Here is a 17814-nt window from a genome sequence, read left to right as displayed (position 1 = left end):
GTAAGCGAACCAGCGGATTATGGAATAAACTAAGCGGAAGACCGCATTTGGGAGTCGGTTTCCAACTTTCTTTTCATGGTAATTTGTGGTGGTTCCAGACTTTTTATTTCTCGTGTTTATCACGTGCCGCGGCAAACCCAATAAAACCAACAAAATTGGTTCCGTACTTTTTTATCACCCGACATTAATTGTCTGGTGATAAAAAAGTGTGGAACCAGTAAAAAAAGTCTGGAACTGGTCATTTTACAAACATCAAGAAAGATCCCGATGATATATCGGGATCTTTTTAGCTTAGGAGGGCAATTATGTCTACAATAGGCCAACGAATTCGAACTATTAGAAAAACAAACAACTTAAATTAAATAAAGTTTGCAAGTATAATTGGAATTTCTCAAGGAACGTTGAGTGAGCTGGAGCAAGATAAATATAGACCCTCTCTTGATTTAATTATAGCAATTAAGGAAAGCTTCAATTCCCATATAGAATGGTTAATCTTTGGAGATACACCTGTATCAATTGAGCCCACACAGTAGGGAACGTCATTCGATTAGCAATACAAAGTAAATAATCAGTTGTAACGTCAAAAACCTTTGCTAAAGATATTAAATGATTAATTTTAGGCCGTGCTACGTTTCGCTCCCAATTAGAAACAACCTGTTTAGTTACCCCGATTTTATTAGAAATTTCCTTTTGTATCCATTCATGGAGTAGTCTCGAATTTTTACATCGCTGTTCCAAAGTATTCATGAATTCATCTCTATTGAGAAAATCAAATAGCTTTTACCCGACCCATCTGCTTACTAATTATACTTACTTATAGCCCATATTATAGCTTATTCATACCCTACTGTACCCTACGAGTAGCCTATGAATAGGCTACGAAGTAAAATATAGCTAAAAAATATTACTTTGCTATTGTATAAAGCTGTGAGTTGTTATATTCTACATTTGTATTTTGAAGTAAAACTAAAATATATCTTAGGAGTAGAAAAAGATAACTGAACTTTACTCTGATTTAGTAGTTCTAAAAAGAAGGTGAATAATGAGCAAAATTCGATCAAGTAACTCTATAGCATCTATTCAACGGAAAATCAAAGAAGGAAGAGGTCAAGGCCACTTTTCGGAATATAAACCTTGGTTGACGGTACATGATGTACCTTCAATAGGGATAGTTACTCGAATTCTTGGTTGGAAAAGTGGTCGACTTCACCATTATCTGTCTGAACACTTTGAATTGGCACATCATTGCCAAATGGAAGTGGTCAGAGCAAGTGATTGATATTCGCGAACAATTTCCTTTATTACCCCTAGATAAAACCCTCTATATTGCATAAAAGTTAAACATCCAACTGACCCCAAGAATAAGCTTCCCATCATTATGACTACAGATATGTTACTTACAGTAAAACAAGAAAAAAGTATAAAATTTATTGCACATTCTATCAAACCTTCTAACAAGTTGACAAAACGAGTTGTAGAGAAATTACAGATTGAAAAAGAGTTCTTTAAAGACCAAAAGATAGAGTGGGCACTTATTACGGAAAGGCAGATAAACTACAATTTATTCAGGAATGTCGAATGGCTTCATAATGCTAAAAACAACGATAAGTTGTCAAATCACCATATAAATAGTCTCGAAGATAATCTCTATTATGCTATTCAACAAAGTGAAAAACCATTTGCGAAAGTTACAAGAGAACAAGATGAATTATTTGGTTTACCAAGTGGGTACTGGATATGACTCATCTAATACAGCCTACTCTACAATCCATGATTATTTTAGAAAATAGACGCAAGCGCAAGGATTCGGAGCACCAGCAGAGAATGTATACAGGGAAGATCTCCCAAATTGGCCGGCACCCCGCCTCAGTGTCGACACGCGTCGAATTCCCCGATTGATGGCAAGCCATTCCCAGTGTTTCTTCTCCATTCGCTCTTTTTAGGCAAAATATTAACACTTTATGTTGGGAAGACCCAATTTAACTAAAGTTTTACTATACATTATTGGAAATTTTGATATAATTCTACCTAGGTCAACCTTCCAATTATGATAGAAAATAGAATTGGATGGTTTTTATACCTGTCCAAGCTGTGCCGCGAGAGACCAGTCCACTGGCAACCCAGCAAGCTGGCATGCGGAGACCGACAATTGTGGAAAATGACAGTCGAGAATATGTTGCTCCATGACGTCAGAAGGTCCAGAAAGGATGAAGCCAACCTTATCCCAATTCCGATGGAAGATGAAGCGCGTGAGCATTTTTGAAAAGCTGGAATTCACCGCCAATCCAAGGGCTGTCCCGTTCATGCCATACGGAGCATTCTTTGAGCCTCATGCAGCACCATCGTCACATCTAATCGTCAGGAAAGGCTCACTACCCCGCAGCCGGATCTTTACTTATCCACACCAGGCGGGGGAATACACAAATCGTACATAGAGTGTATCAATATCCTTAAACATAAGCTTCGACAAAGGCAGCTCCGGTGCCGAATCCGGAGGTACGGCCGACTTTGTGCTGGCCGGCCGGAACCCTACAGCAAGTCTTACATCGATGGGAGGAACATCCCTTGTCCACCCCCAAATCCAATTCCGAACCCAATGTTAAACCAAAGCCCGTCTTCGGGCGGCTCGTCCGCAGCAAGCATATTGAAGCAGAGGAGCCGGTAGCAGCCGCATCTCTTGCATAGAACGATGCTCTTTGTTGTCTTTCACGCATGGGAGCCGAGCGGGACAGCTGCTAGGCAGAGGATTGCCGCATGCGATCAACCGGGCAAGCGAAGCGGTGACTTGGCGAGAGCCATTGACATTGTTGTCACATGTTTGAAAAGGCGGGGAGCGAGGCTGGAGCGTTGCTGCGGCATATGCTCCGCCGGATTGCTTTTGCCGATGAAGAAAGGGGAACGATCCAGATGGCTTTTGAAAAAGAAACGTTGTTTTGGAACGAAAAATTCGGTAGCGACGATTATACCTTGACGCGTCTGCCTTACAGCAAGGCTCCAAGCTCCCTGGCGCCCATTATGACAACCGTCGGCGGTTCGCTTTCAGAGGAAGTGGCGCAGCGCGTCCTTCAAATGAGCAAGGGCGCTCCGCTGGCCACTTTTATGATTTTGCTCGCCGGTGTTCAGTCGCTCTTGCATAAATATACAGGCGCTTCTGACATTCTGGTCGGCATGCCGGTTGTACGGAAACCGACGGAGACGCGCCGATCCGTTAATCATACGGTCATTTTGAAAAACTCGCTTTCGGTGGGTGCGACTTTTAAAACGCTTCTGAGCGAGCTGAGGACTTCCTTGCCTGAAGCGATTCAGCACCAACATATTCCGTTCTTGAAAATGGCGGAGAAGCTGGACCTGCAATATGCAGACGGGATACCCGTCATCCATACGCTAGTATCTCTTAAGGAGCTGCATCTGGACGAAATCGGGCAAAACGTGGTCACGGATTGTTCCTTTGAATTCAGCTTAACCGGCGGGACGATACAGCTAGCGCTGTCATATAACGAGCACTTATATGACTCCGAGTTCATGACTCGGGTCGTCGGCCATCTGAATCGCCTGCTGGCCGTGGGGCTTCACGAGTTGGAGCTGGACATCGTGCGGGCGGACATGCTGTCGGAGGACGAGAAATTTCAATTGCTGCAAAGCTTTAACGATACCGAGAAGGACTATCCCCGTGATCGGACGATTCATCAGCTCGTGGAGGAGCAGGCGAAGCGGGTGCCCGAAGCGACGGCGGTTGTCTTTGAGGGGCGGCGGCTTTCGTACGCGGAGCTGAATGAACGGGCGAACCGGCTGGCGCGGACGCTGCGATCGGTCGGGGTGCTGCCCAATCAGCTGGTAGGCTTGATGGCCAGGAGATCGCTGGAGACGGTCGTTGGCATTCTGGCGGTTCTGAAAGCTGGCGGTGCCTACGTGCCGATCGACCCGGAATACCCGGAAGAACGCATCCGCTACATTCTGGAGAACTCGAACGCGCAGTTGCTGCTGACTCAAAGGGAGCTGCTGCTGCAGGTGCCGTTCGAAGGGACCGTGGTGGCGCTGGATGACGAGCAGGCCTACAGCGACGATGGCTCGAACCTGGAGCCGGCCAGCGGTCCGAACGATCTGGCTTATGTCATCTATACATCAGGTACGACGGGCAAACCCAAAGGGGTCATGCTGGAGCATCGCGGGCTGGTCAGCTTGAAACTGACGTTTGCCCATACGCTTCACACGACCGAACAGGATCGAGTGCTGCAATTCGCCAGCCTATCGTTCGATGCGTCGTGCTGGGAGATGTTCAACGCCCTGTATTTCGGGGCGACCTTATATATACCGTCAACCGAGACGGTTTTGGATGATCAGCTGTTCGAACGTTTCATGAACGAGCATGCAATTACGATCGCCACTTTGCCGCCAACTTATGCGGCTTATTTGAATTCAGACCGCCTGCCGAGTCTGAGCAGGCTCATCACGGCGGGCTCCGCCGTTTCAGCCGAATTCGTGCAGCAGTGGAAAGACAAGGTACAGTACTATAACGCGTACGGTCCGACGGAAGCCTCGATCGCCACATCCGTGTGGGCGGCGTCTACGTATGACACCGAACGCAGAGCGATACCGATCGGACGTCCGATCTGGAACCATCGCTTGTATATACTGGGCGCACAGAATCAGCTAGCGCCTATCGGAGTGGAGGGAGAATTATGCATCGCAGGCGTCGGCCTCGCCCGGGGATATTGGAACCGGCCGGATCTGACGGCGGAGAAATTCATCGAACACCCGTTTGAGCCCGGAGAGAGACTGTACCGGACGGGCGACTTGGCCCGCTGGCTGCCGGACGGAAATATTGAGTACTTGGGCCGGATTGACCATCAGGTGAAAATCCGTGGATTCCGGATCGAGATCGGCGAGATTGAAGAGCAGCTTCTGAAGATCGACTCCGTGCAGGAGACGATCGTAATCGCACGGGAAGGCAAAAGCGGGCAAGAACTGTGCGCTTACCTGGTCGCGGGCCGCCCGCTTACGCTCGGCGAGCTGAGAAGCGAGCTGGCGCAAAAATTGCCGAATTACATGATTCCGGCGCATTTTGTTCAGCTTCCGCGGATGCCGCTCACGCCGAACGACAAAATCGACCGCAAGGCTTTGCCCGCCCCGGAAGGAAACGCACTGACCGGCGGCGCGTACGTAGCTCCCCGCAATGAAGCGGAGCGGACGCTTGCCGATGTGTGGCAGGCGGTATTGAACGCCGATCGCGTTGGGGTAACGGATCATTTCTTCGAGCTGGGCGGAGACTCGATCAAGTCCATTCAAGTATCTTCGCGGCTTCATCAAGCCGGGTACAAGCTGGAAATCCGGGATTTGTTCAAATATCCGACTATCTCACAGCTCAGCCTGCATGTGAAACCGATCGGACGTACCATCGATCAAGGCGAAATAACGGGTGAAATGGCGCTGACGCCGATTCAGCATTGGTTTTTCGAGAGCTCCTTTGCGGACCCGCATCATTTCAACCAGTCGGTGATGCTGTACCGGAAGGAACGCTTCGACGAAGAGACGGTGCGTCAGGTGCTGCAAAAGCTGGCCGAGCATCATGACGCCTTGCGGATGGTGTTCCGCAAGACGGAACAAGGGTTTAGCGCGCGGACCCGCGCGATTCAGGAAGGCGGGCTGTTCACGCTGGACGTGTTCGACTTCAAGGATGCGGAGAATACCGCGCAGGCTGTGGAAGCGAAGGCAACGGACATTCAAGCGGGCATCGATCTGGAGAACGGGCCCCTCGTGAAGGCGGGACTGTTCCGGTGCGCGGACGACGATCATTTGCTGCTTGCGGTTCATCATGCCGTGGTGGACGGCGTGTCTTGGCGCATTTTGATGGAGGATTTCGCTCTGGGTTACGAGCAGGCCGGCAAAAGCGAGGAAATTCGTTTCCCGGCCAAAACGGATGCGTACCGCACTTGGTCCGAGCAGCTGGCCGCTTACGCGCAAAGCGCGGAGATGGCGAAGGAACGGGCCTATTGGCAGGCCGTGGAACAAATTGCGGTTCCGGCCGTGCCGAAGGATCTGGAGGCGGACGTTACGACGCAGCAGGACAGCGAATCGCTGTTCGTGCGTTTGACTCCCGAAGAAACGGAGCTGCTGCTGAAGCGGGTTCACCGGGCCTACAACACCGAAATGAACGATATTTTGGTAACGGCGCTCGGCATAGCCGTTCGCAAGTGGACGGGACACGAACGGGTGCGGATCAATCTCGAAGGACACGGACGCGAATCGATCGGAACGGATATCGACATCACGCGCACAGTCGGCTGGTTTACGACCAAGTTTCCGGTCGTCCTAGAGCCGGAAACCGACCGGGATTTGGCCTATCAGATTAAACAGGTCAAGGAAAGTTTGCGCCGCATTCCGAACAAAGGACTTGGGTACGGCATATGCCGCTATCTCTCCAAATCGGAGGATGGCTTTGTTTGGGGCGCAGAGCCGGAAATTAATTTTAATTACCTCGGCCAGTTCGACGATGATGTCAACCAGGACGAGATCGGTATATCTTCTTATTCCAGCGGCAGCCCGGCCAGCGACCGGCAGGCCCGCAGCTTTGTGCTGGATATCAACGGCATGGTGCTGGACGGCACTTTATCGCTTGATCTTAGCTACAGCCGGAAGCAGTATCACAAGGTAACGATGGAAGCCTTCGCTCAGCGGCTTGAGCAAAGTCTACGAGAGCTCATTATCCACTGCGCAGGCAAAGAAAATACCGAATTGACGCCTAGCGACGTGCAATTTAAAGGCTTGACCATCGCCGAACTAAAGCAAATCGCCCAGCGCTCGGGCCATCTCGGGGAAATCGAAAATATTTACTCGCTTACGCCGATGCAGAAGGGCATGTGGTTCCACAGCGCGCTTGACCGGCAAACGGCCGCTTACTTCGAGCAGACGCGATTTACGATGAGGGGAGTACTCGACGTCCAGCTTTTCGAGAGGAGCTGGACGGAACTTGCGAAACGTCATTTGGTGCTGCGGGCGAATTTTGTGCAAGGACCGGCGGGCGAGCCGCTGCAAATCATATACCGCGACAAGCCGGTCGGCTTTGAATATGAAGAGCTGCTTCATTTGCAGGCGGACGAGAAACAAGCGTATTTGGATAAAAAGGCCGAGGATGACAAACTTCGCGGCTTCGACATGGAACATGACGCGCTCGTTCGGGTTACGATCCTGCGCACCGAAGAGCAAAGCTATCATGTGCTGTGGAGTTTCCAGCATATTTTGATGGACGGCTGGTGCCTGCCGCAGCTGACGCAGGAGCTGTTTGAGACGTACTCGGCCTTGGCATCCGGCAAGCAGCCAGCGGGAGATAAGGGATCGGATTATGGCGCTTACATCGAATGGTTGGAGAAACAGGACGATCAGGCGGCATCCGGCTATTGGACGGCATTCCTGGCAGGTTATGAAGGGCAAACCGTACTCCCGGGACAAAAGGAACCGGCGCCGAACGGCAGATTTACGGCTGATCACGTCACCGCCGAGCTGGGCAAGGACTTGAGCGAGCGGATGGACCGGGTGGCGAAACAGCGCCTGGTTACGGTCAATACGCTGCTGCAAGCCGCTTGGGGCGTTATGCTGCAAAAATATAACGGAACAAACGATGCCGTATTCGGCAGCGTCGTGGCCGGAAGACCGGCGGAAATCCCGGGTATCGAGTCCATGATCGGGCTATTCATCAATACGGTGCCGGTCCGCGTCACGAGCGAAGCGGACACCGTGTTCGCCAACCTGATGGCGAAGCTCCAAGAGTGGGCGCTGGAGTCCGGGCGTTATGATTACTATCCGTTGTATGAAATTCAAGCCCGCAGCGTGCAAAAGCAGAACCTGATCAACCATATCATCGCTTTCGAGAACTATCCGGTGGACGAGCAGATGGAGCAGGCGGGCGACCAGCAGCACGGCGACCTGACGATCGCTGACGTTCAGATGGAGGAGCAGACGAACTATAACTTCAACGTGACCGTGGTGCCGGGAGTCGAGATCGAAATTCGGTTCGACTTTAACGCCGAAGTGTTCGATAAAGACAGCATCGAGCGGCTCAAGGGGCATCTCGTCCATCTGCTGGAGCAGGTGACGGATAACCCGGAAATTACAGTGGGCGAGCTGGAACTTGTGACGGAGGCGGAAAAGGCCGACCTTCTCGGACGTTTTAACGACACCACCACGGAATTTCCGCGCGAGAAGACGCTCGTTCAATTGTTCGAAGAACAGGCGGAGCTTTACCCGGACAACGTGGCCGCCGTCATGAACGAGCGACAGCTGGCTTACCGCGAGCTGAACGAGCGATCCAACCGCCTTGCGCGGAAGCTGCGGGAGACGGGAGTAGAAGCGGACCAACTGGTAGCGATTCTGGCCGAACGCTCGCTCGATATGGTCGTCGGCATTCTGGCGATTCTCAAAGCGGGCGGAGCCTACGTGCCTGTCGATCCGGACTACCCGGAGGAGCGCATCCGCTTCATGATCGAGGATTCGGGCGCGCCGTTATTGCTGATTCAAAAGCATCTGCACGAGAAAACCGACTTCGCAGGAACGCGCCTCGAATTGGACGATTTCGTTTGGGGCGACAGAGGGGCGGACTCCGAAGGTGCGTTGGACGCTTCGAACCTGGAGCCAATTTCCGGGCCGGGCAACCTGGCATATGTCATCTACACGTCAGGAACGACCGGCAGACCGAAAGGAACGCTGATCGAGCATAAGAACGTCGTGCGGCTCCTGTTCAACGACAAGAACCTGTTCGACTTCGGGCCGTCCGACACGTGGACGCTGTTCCACTCGTTCTGCTTCGATTTCTCCGTCTGGGAAATGTACGGAGCGCTGCTGTACGGAGGCAAGCTGGTCATCGTACCGCCGCTGACGGCGAAAAGTCCAGCCGATTTCCTGGCGCTGCTGGGCCGCGAACAGGTCACGATTTTGAACCAGACGCCAACGTACTTCTACCAGCTACTGCGTGAGGTCTTGGCGGACCATCCGTACGATCTGCGGATTCGCAACGTCATCTTCGGGGGCGAAGCGCTGAGTCCGCTGCAGCTCAAGGGCTTCAAGACGAAGTACCCGGAGACGAAGCTGATCAATATGTACGGCATTACCGAGACGACTGTTCACGTTACATATAAGGAAATAACGTGGGTCGAAATGGAGGCGGCGAAGAGTAATATCGGCAAGCCGATCCCGACGCTGAAGGTGTACGTCCTGGATGAAAACCGCCGCCCTGTGCCGATCGGCGTAGCGGGCGAAATGTACGTGGCCGGGGAAGGCCTTGCGAGAGGATACCTGAACCGTCCGGATCTGACGGCGGAGAAGTTCGTCGATTCCCCGTTTGCGGAGGGGGAGAAACTGTACCGCTCGGGTGACTTGGCGGCTTGGCTACCGGACGGCAACATCGAATACCTGGGCCGGATCGATCATCAGGTGAAGATCCGCGGGTACCGGATCGAGCTGGACGAAATCGAGACGCAGCTGCTGAACGTCGAGGGCGTGGAAGAAGCGGTGGTGCTCGCCCGTCAGGACGGCGAGGGCGAGAAGGCGCTTGTCGCCTACTTTGTGGCGGACCGAACGCTGACGGTCAGCGAAATGAGAACCTCGCTGGCCCAGGTAATGCCGGGGTACATGATCCCGTCGTACTTCGTGCAGCTGGAGCGCATGCCGCTGACGACCAACGGCAAAGTGGACCGCAAAGCGCTACCGGAGCCGCAAGGCGGCATACAAACGGGCGTCGAATACGTAGCGCCGCGTAACCGGACGGAGTCCCAGCTTGTGAAGATCTGGGAGGAAGTACTGGGCTACTCCGGCATTGGAGTCCTGGACAATTTCTTCGAGCTTGGAGGCCACTCCTTGCGGGTGACGAACCTTGTCAGCAAGATTCAGAAGGAAATGAACGTCGAACTTCCGTTGCGCGACGTATTCCGCTACTCGACAATCGAAGAGATGACTCTTGCCATCTCCCGGATCGGAAAGCAATTGTTCTCGTCGATTCCGCGGGCAGGCGCAAGAGCATATTATCCGCTTTCCTCGGCTCAGAAGCGGCTGTTTATCCTGAATCAGCTGGAAGGGGCCGATCAGAGCTACAACATGCCGGGCGTGCTGCTGCTGGAAGGATCGATTGACCGGAGCCTGCTGGAGAAGGCTTTCCGGGGACTGATCGCACGGCACGAAACGCTGCGAACCGGCTTTGAGATCGTACAAGGCGAAGCAATACAGCGCATTTACGAGAGCGTCGACTTTGCTGTCGAGTACCGTCATGCGAGCGAGGAAGAAGCGCCTGAAGTCGTGCAGGCCTTCATCCGGCCTTTCGACTTGGCGAAGCCTCCGTTGCTGCGGGCGGAGCTTGTAGAGCTGGCAGCCGAACGTTATTTGCTGATGTTCGACATGCACCATATCGTCTCCGACGGGGTTTCGATGGACGTGTTAGTCGAGGAACTCGTTCGTCTGTACGGTGGCGAGTCATTAGAGCCTTTGCGCATTCAATACAAGGACTATGCGGTATGGCAGCAGTCGGACGAGCAAAAAGTGCAGTTGAAACGCGAGGAAGCTTACTGGCTGGACCGTTACCGGGGCGAGCTGCCGGTTCTGGAAATGCCGACGGACTATCCGCGTCCTGCCGTGCAGAGCTTTGAGGGACAAACGCTGACGTCCTTCGTGGACGAGGCAACGAACGAAGGCTTAAAGCAACTGGCGGCTCAAAGAGGAACGACGCTGTATATGGTGCTGCTTGCGGCATATACCGTGCTTTTGCATAAATACACAGGTCAGGACGATTTGATCGTCGGAACGTCGATTGCGGGCAGAACGCACGGAGACACGCAACCTTTGATCGGAATGTTCGTTAATACGCTGGCGCTCCGCAATTATCCGGCTTCGGAGAAGACCTTCCTGTCGTATCTGGAAGAAGTGAAAGAAACGACCTTAGGCGCTTACGAGCATCAGAATTATCCGTTCGAAGAGCTCGTCGATAAAGTGCAGGTCAGCCGGGATTTGAGCCGCAACCCGCTGTTTGACACGATGTTCTCCCTGCAAAACTTGGAGGACAAAGAGTTTGGGCTGGAAGGGCTGAAATTGTCCCCGTACCCTAGCGAATACGGCACGGCCAAGTTCGACCTGAGTGTGGATGTTACGGAAGAAAACGGCGGCCTGGAGTGCAGCTTTGAATTCGCAACGGCTCTTTATAAAGAAAGCACGATCCGGCGGCTGTCGACTCATTTCGGACATTTGCTTGCGGCGATCGTAAGCCGTCCGGATGCGAAGATTGCCGAGCTGAACTTGTTGACGGCAGAGGAAAAAGAGCAAATTCTCGGCGCGTTCAACCCGGCGCAGCCGGAAGCGGCTCCTGTGGCGGCGTTCCATCGGCTGTTCGAGGAACAGGCGGAGCGCACACCGGAAGCGGCGGCCGTCGTGTACGAGAACGACCGGCTGACGTATGCGGAGCTGAACGAGCGGGCGAATCGCTTGGCGGCTACGCTGCGCGCAAACGGCATCGGCCGGGAGACGATCGTCGGCATTCTGGCCGAGCGTTCGGTGGACTTGCTGGTGGCCGTGCTGGCCGTCTGGAAAGCGGGCGGGGCGTATGTGCCACTCGACCCGGATTATCCGGCGGAGCGCGTGCGGTTCATGCTTGAAGACAGCGGAGCGAAGGTGCTGCTGACGCAAACGCCGCTGCGAGAGCGTGCTGAAGCTTGGCTCGGCGAAGAGGAGCTGGCGCTGGCGGCGGTGCTGTACCTGGACGACGAAGCGTCGTACAGCGAGGAGCGGACGAATGCCGACAGCTTCCATGAAGCCCGTCCGGAGGATCTGGCGTACGTGATCTATACGTCGGGAACGACGGGCAAGCCGAAGGGCGTGATGATCGAGCACCGCAGCCTGGTGAACACGGCGGCGGGCTACCGGCGGGAATACCGGTTGGATCAGTTCCCGGTGCGGCTGCTGCAGCTCGCAAGCTTCTCGTTCGACGTGTTCGTGGGAGATATCGCGCGGACGCTGTACAACGGAGGCACGATGGTGATTGTGCCGAAGGACGACCGGATCGATCCGTCTCGTCTGCACCACTGGATGGAGCGGGAACGGGTCACCATCTTCGAATCGACGCCGGCGCTGATCGTGCCGTTCCTGGAGTACGTGCACGAGCAGCAGCTGGATATGAGCTGGATGGAGCTGTTGATCACGAGCTCGGACAGCTGCAGCGTGGCGGATTACCGGACCTTGCAGGAACGCTTCGGCTCGTTGTTCCGGATCATCAACGCATACGGCGTGACGGAAGCGGCGATCGACTCAAGTTTCTACGACGAGCCGCTGACGAAGCTGCCGCAGACAGGCCATGTGCCGATCGGCAGAGCGTGGCTGAATGCGAAATTCTACATCATGGATGCGCACCTGAATCCGGTGCCGGTCGGGGTGCTGGGCGAGCTGGTTATCGGCGGAGTCGGAGTGGCGCGCGGGTACTTGAACCGTCCGGGGCTGACAGAAGAGAAGTTCGTAGACAGCCCGTTCGCCGCGGGCGAGCGGTTGTACCGCACGGGAGACTTGGCGCGGTGGATGGAGGACGGCAACGTGGACTTCATCGGCCGGATCGACAACCAGGCGAAAATTCGGGGGTACCGGATCGAGACGGGCGAGATCGAGTCGCAGCTGCTGCGGGTGGAAGGCGTGCGCGAAGCGGTGGTGCTGGTTCGAAGTGACGCGAACGGGCAGAAGGCGCTATGCGCGTATTACACACCGGATACCGGAGCGGAGCTGGCAGTGAACGATCTGCGCGGCGCGCTGGCGCAGGAGCTGCCGGGCTACATGATCCCGTCGTACTTCGTGGAGATGGAGCGCCTGCCTCTGACGCCGAACGGAAAAATTGACCGGAAGGCGCTGCCGGCGCCGGAAGGGGAAGCGGGAAGCGGAACGGAGTACGTCGCACCGCGCAATGAGCTGGAAACAAAGCTGGCGGCGATTTGGCAGGAGGTGCTGGGGCTTGCGAAGGAGATTGGCGTTCACGACAACTTCTTCGACATCGGTGGTCACTCCCTGCGGGCGACGACGCTGGTCAGCAAGATTCATAAAGAATTGAGCGTGGATCTGCCGCTGCGCGACGTGTTCCGCCATTCCACCATTGAGAGCATGGCCGCCGCCATTTCCCGGCTGGATGAGCAGACATTCGTTGCCATTCCGGTGGCGGATGACCGAGAGGTGTACCCGCAATCTTTTGCTCAAAAACGTCTCTTTATCCTGAATCAACTGGAAGGCGCGGAGCTTAGCTACAACATGCCGGAAGCGATGCTGCTGGAGGGGGCTTTGGACCGGGCAAGGTTCGAAGAAGCGTTCCGTAAGCTCGTGGCGCGGCATGAAACGCTGCGCACCGGGTTCGAAATGGTGGATGGCGAAGCATCGCAGCGGATTTACCAGGACGTGAATTTTGCCGTGGAGTTCTATCGAGTGGATGAGCAAGAGGCCGAAGAGATGGTTCGCCGTTTCGTCCGTCCGTTTGACTTGGCGAAGCCTCCGCTGCTGAGGGTAGGCCTTGTCGAGCTGGCTCCGGAACGTCATATTCTAATGTACGACATGCATCATATTATTTCCGATGGCGTCTCGATGGAAATCTTTGTTGAAGAATTCGTCCGCTTGTACGGCGGCGAGCAATTGGAGCCTCTGCGCATTCAGTACAAAGACTACACCGTTTGGCAGCATTCGCAGGAGCAGAAAGAACGGCTTCAGCGTCAGGAGGCGTACTGGCTGGACATGTTCCAAGGCGAGCTGCCGGTGCTGGAAATGCCGGCCGACTATCCGCGTCCGGCCGTGCAGAGCTACGAAGGCCAAACGCTGGAGTTTTCCTTCGACGCTTCGAAAACCGACGGCCTGAAGCAGCTGGCCTCGGAAACGGGCACGACGCTGTTTATGGTGCTGCTTGCGGCGTATAACGTCCTTCTGCATAAATATTCAGGTCAGGAAGACGTGATCGTCGGTACGCCGATTGCCGGAAGGAATCATGGAGATGTGCAGCCGTTGATCGGGATTTTCTTAAACACGCTAGCTATCCGCAGTTATCCGGCTTCGGAAAAGACATTCCTGTCATACCTGAACGAAGTCAAAGAAACGACCCTCCATGCCTTCGAGCATCAAAACTATCCGTTCGAAGAATTGGTGGACAAGGTGCAAGTCACCCGTGATTTAAGCCGCAATCCGCTCTTCGACACGCTGTTTACGATGCAGAATACGGAAAACGAGGAATTTGAGCTGGAAGGGCTTCGCCTGATTCCTTATCCGAGCGTATTAGATACCGCGAAGTTTGATATCAGCTTGGATGTGGGCGAGGAGAACGGCGGCTTGGATTACAGCTTCGAATATGCGACGGCTCTCTACAAAAGGGAGACGATCGAACGGCTGGCGAAACATTACGAGCAGCTGCTCGAAACGATCGTAAGCCGTCCAGATGCGAAGATTGCCGAGCTGGACTTGCTGACGGCAGAGGAAAAAGAACAAATTATCGGCGCGTTCAACCCGGCGCAGCCGGAAGCGGCTCCTGCGGCCGCGTTCCACCGGCTGTTTGAGGAACAGGCGGAGCGCACGCCGGAAGAGGCGGCCGTCGTGTACGAGAACGACCGGCTGACGTATGCGGAGCTGAACGAGCGGGCGAACCGCTTGGCGGCTACGCTGCGCGCAAGCGGCATCGGCCGGGAGACGATCGTCGGCATTCTCGCCGAGCGTTCGGTGGACTTGCTGGTGGCCGTGCTGGCCGTCTGGAAAGCGGGCGGGGCGTATGTGCCGCTCGACCCGGATTATCCGGCGGAGCGCGTGCGGTTCATGCTCGAAGACAGCGGAGCGAAGGTGCTGCTGACGCAAACGGCGCTGCGAGAGCGTGCTGAAGCCTGGCTTGACGAAGAGGAGCTGGCGCTGGCGGCGGTGCTGTACCTGGACGACGAAGCGTCGTACAGCGAGGAGCGGGCGAATGCGCCGATTGGCTCGGGCATAGTCTCCGGCAAGCTGACGGATACTGTGGACGACGGCGATGAGAGCCATCAGAATGTTGGCACCGACAGCTTCCATGAAGCCCGTCCGGAGGATCTGGCGTACGTGATCTATACGTCGGGAACGACGGGCAAGCCGAAGGGCGTGATGATCGAGCACCGCAGCCTGGTGAACACGGCGGCGGGCTACCGGCGGGAATACCGGTTGGATCAGTTCCCGGTGCGGCTGCTGCAGCTCGCAAGCTTCTCGTTCGACGTGTTCGTGGGAGATATCGCGCGGGCGCTGTACAACGGAGGCACGATGGTGATTGTGCCGAAGGACGACCGGATCGATCCGTCTCGTCTGCACTACTGGATCAGCCAGCAGCAAGTGACGATCTTCGAATCGACGCCGGCGCTGATCGTGCCGTTCCTGGAGTACGTGCACGAGCAGCGGCTGGATATGAGCTGGATGGAGCTGTTGATCACGAGCTCGGACAGCTGCAGCGTGGCGGATTACCGGACCTTGCAGGAACGCTTCGGCTCGTTGTTCCGGATCATCAACGCATACGGCGTGACGGAAGCGGCGATCGACTCAAGTTTCTACGACGAGCCGCTGACGAAGCTGCCGCAGACAGGCCATGTGCCGATCGGCAGAGCGTGGCTGAATGCGAAATTCTACATCGTGGATGCGCACCTGAATCCGGTGCCGGTCGGGGTGCTGGGCGAGCTGGTTATCGGCGGAGTCGGGGTAGCTCGCGGGTACTTGAACCGTCCGGGGCTGACAGAAGAGAAGTTCGTAGACAGCCCGTTCGCCGCGGGCGAGCGGTTGTACCGCACGGGAGACTTGGCGCGGTGGATGGAAGACGGCAACGTGGACTTCATCGGCCGGATCGACAACCAGGCGAAAATTCGGGGGTACCGGATCGAGACGGGCGAGATCGAGTCGCAGCTGCTGCGGGTGGAAGGCGTGCGCGAAGCGGTGGTGCTGGTTCGAAGTGACGCGAACGGGCAGAAGGCGCTATGCGCGTATTACACACCGGATACCGGAGCGGAGCTGGCAGTGAACGATCTGCGCGGCGCGCTGGCGCAGGAGCTGCCGGGGTACATGATCCCGTCGTACTTCGTGGAGATGGAGCGCCTGCCTCTGACGCCGAACGGAAAGATTGACCGGAAGGCGCTACCGGCGCCGGAAGGGGAAGCGGGAAGCGGAACGGAGTACATCGCACCGCGCAATGAGCTGGAAACGAAGCTGGCGGCGATTTGGCAGGAGGTGCTGGGGCTTGCGAAGGAGATTGGCGTTCACGACAACTTCTTCGACATCGGCGGCCACTCCCTGCGGGCGACGACGCTGGCGGGCAAGGTATTTAAGGAATTAAACGTCAACCTGCCGCTGCGCGACGTATTCCGTCACTCGACGATTGCGGCGATGGCCGAGGCGATCGCCCGGATGGAACGGCGGGAGCATGAGGCCATTCCTCAAGCGGAGGAGAGAGAGTACTACCCTCTGTCCTCCGCGCAGAAACGGCTGTTCATTCAGCACACGCTGGATGGAGCGGATCAGCTTTACAACATGCCGGAGCTGGTGCAGGTGGAAGGCGAGTTTGACTTAGACCGGTTGGAAGCCGCCTTGCGGAAATTGATAACACGGCATGAATCGCTGCGCACCGGTTTTGAAATCGTGAAGGCCGAAGCGGTTCAGCGGATTTACCCGCAGGTCGATTTTGCTATCGAGCATCATCAAGCGGATAAAGAGGATGCGGCTCAAATCGAGCAGATCGTCCGCAGCTTCGTTCGTCCGTTTGATCTCGGCAAGCCGCCGCTGCTGCGCGCCGGGGTCATCGAGCTGGAGCCGAACCTGCATATTCTCCTTTTCGACATGCACCATATGGTGTCCGACGGCGTATCGATGGCGATTGTGATCGATGAGTTCTCGAGTTTCTACGCCGGGGAAGAACTGCCGCCACTGCGCATTCAATACAAGGATTATGCCGTTTGGCAGCAGTCGAAGGCCCACCGAGAGCGGATTGGGCGGCAGGAAGCGTACTGGCTGCAAACCTTCGAAGGCGAGTTGCCGACGGCGGACCTGCCGATGGACTACGAACGGTCTGCGGCTCGCAGCTACGAAGGCGCGCATCTGGAGTTCGACGTCGAAGCTTCTCTCTCTGCGCGGCTGCGCGAATTGGCGGCCGAGCGTGAAAGCACGCTGTTCATGGTGCTGCTTGCGGCTTATACCGTGCTGCTGTCCAAGTACAGCGGGCAGGAGGACTTGGTCGTGGGTACCCCGGTGGCGGGAAGAACGAACGCCGATTTGGAACCGGTCATCGGGATGTTTGTCAATACGCTGGCGATCCGCAATCGTCCGTCGGGCGACAAAACGTTCTTGTCCTACCTGGAAGAAGTGAAGGAAACGGCTTTGGGTGCTTTCGAGAACCAGGATTATCCATTCGAGGATCTGGTGGAGCGTTTGAATGTGAAGCGGGAGCCGGGCCGCTTCCCGCTGTTCGATGCCGTTTTCGACTTGCAAAATATCGAAGAACGAGACGCCGAGCTGGAAGGGGTCAGCCTGAAGACTTACGAGCTTGACCATTTGGAAGAAGCGAAGTTCGATCTGACGCTGTTTATGTATGAAAACAACGGGGCGCTGAGCGGGGGCTTCTTCTACGCCACCAAGCTGTTCAAAGAAGCGATGATCCGCACCTTGACCGAGGATTACCTGCGGGTACTGTCTCAAATTGCGGAAAATCCACAACTCGAGTTAAGCCGGATTGAATGTCATAAACCGGCGGCAGGCGCAAAGAGTGCCGTCGATACGATCGAATTCGCGTTCTAATCCTACAAGCGCGCCTCCGCCGTCAAGCGAAAGCGGCGCGCATCCCAA

5 protein-coding genes are annotated in these 17814 nt (G+C 55.3%); 3 read left to right on the top strand and 2 right to left on the bottom strand.

The features are described 5' to 3' along the window. The first annotated feature begins 362 nt into the window (after window positions 1-362). The gene (locus MKY98_RS27105; RefSeq protein ID WP_081317611.1) at window positions 363-533 is read left to right on the top strand and encodes a helix-turn-helix transcriptional regulator; all 171 of its coding nucleotides are present in this window, start codon (window positions 363-365) and stop codon (window positions 531-533) included. Here the strand turns inward: MKY98_RS27105 and MKY98_RS22605 are convergent. Further along, entirely contained in the window at window positions 469-747 is a 279-nt protein-coding gene (locus MKY98_RS22605) for a helix-turn-helix domain-containing protein (RefSeq protein ID WP_069012438.1), read from the bottom strand. The two genes, MKY98_RS27105 and MKY98_RS22605, sit on opposite strands and share 65 nt — an antisense overlap. 631 nt (window positions 748-1378) lie before the next feature. On the opposite strand from MKY98_RS22605, the gene MKY98_RS22600 reads away from it, so the two are divergent. Continuing rightward, on the top strand, window positions 1379-1741 hold the full coding sequence (locus MKY98_RS22600) for a TnsA endonuclease N-terminal domain-containing protein (RefSeq protein ID WP_230585215.1): 363 nt from the start codon (window positions 1379-1381) through the stop codon (window positions 1739-1741). Window positions 1742-2074: 333 nt separating this feature from the next. Here MKY98_RS22600 and MKY98_RS22595 read toward each other — a convergent pair whose 3' ends face one another. After that, window positions 2075-2305 carry a hypothetical protein gene (locus MKY98_RS22595; RefSeq protein WP_161626990.1) on the bottom strand — a complete coding sequence of 77 codons (231 nt, stop codon included), beginning with the start codon at window positions 2303-2305 and terminating at the stop codon, window positions 2075-2077. A gap of 509 nt (window positions 2306-2814) precedes the next feature. Here MKY98_RS22595 and MKY98_RS22590 point away from each other — a divergent pair. Then, window positions 2815-17766: an amino acid adenylation domain-containing protein gene (locus MKY98_RS22590; RefSeq protein WP_341011246.1), complete on the top strand. Its 14952-nt coding sequence runs from the start codon at window positions 2815-2817 to the stop codon at window positions 17764-17766. Window positions 17767-17814: the final 48 nt, after the last annotated feature.

It is taken from the genome of Paenibacillus sp. FSL M8-0228, assembly GCF_038007385.1.
Classification (GTDB): domain Bacteria; phylum Bacillota; class Bacilli; order Paenibacillales; family Paenibacillaceae; genus Paenibacillus; species Paenibacillus polymyxa_D.
The sequence above is the reverse complement of the archived record's forward strand: the minus strand, read 5'-3'. Positions and strand labels throughout refer to the sequence as shown.

Bases quoted from the DNA above. Each gene is read 5' to 3' on its own strand.
- MKY98_RS22605 (WP_069012438.1), bottom strand. From the start codon at position 747: ATGAATACTTTGGAACAGCGATGTAAAAATTCGAGACTACTCCATGAA.
- MKY98_RS22600 (WP_230585215.1), top strand. From the start codon at position 1,379: ATGACTACAGATATGTTACTTACAGTAAAACAAGAAAAAAGTATAAAA.
- MKY98_RS22595 (WP_161626990.1), bottom strand. From the start codon at position 2,305: ATGAACGGGACAGCCCTTGGATTGGCGGTGAATTCCAGCTTTTCAAAA.
- MKY98_RS22590 (WP_341011246.1), top strand. From the start codon at position 2,815: ATGTTTGAAAAGGCGGGGAGCGAGGCTGGAGCGTTGCTGCGGCATATG.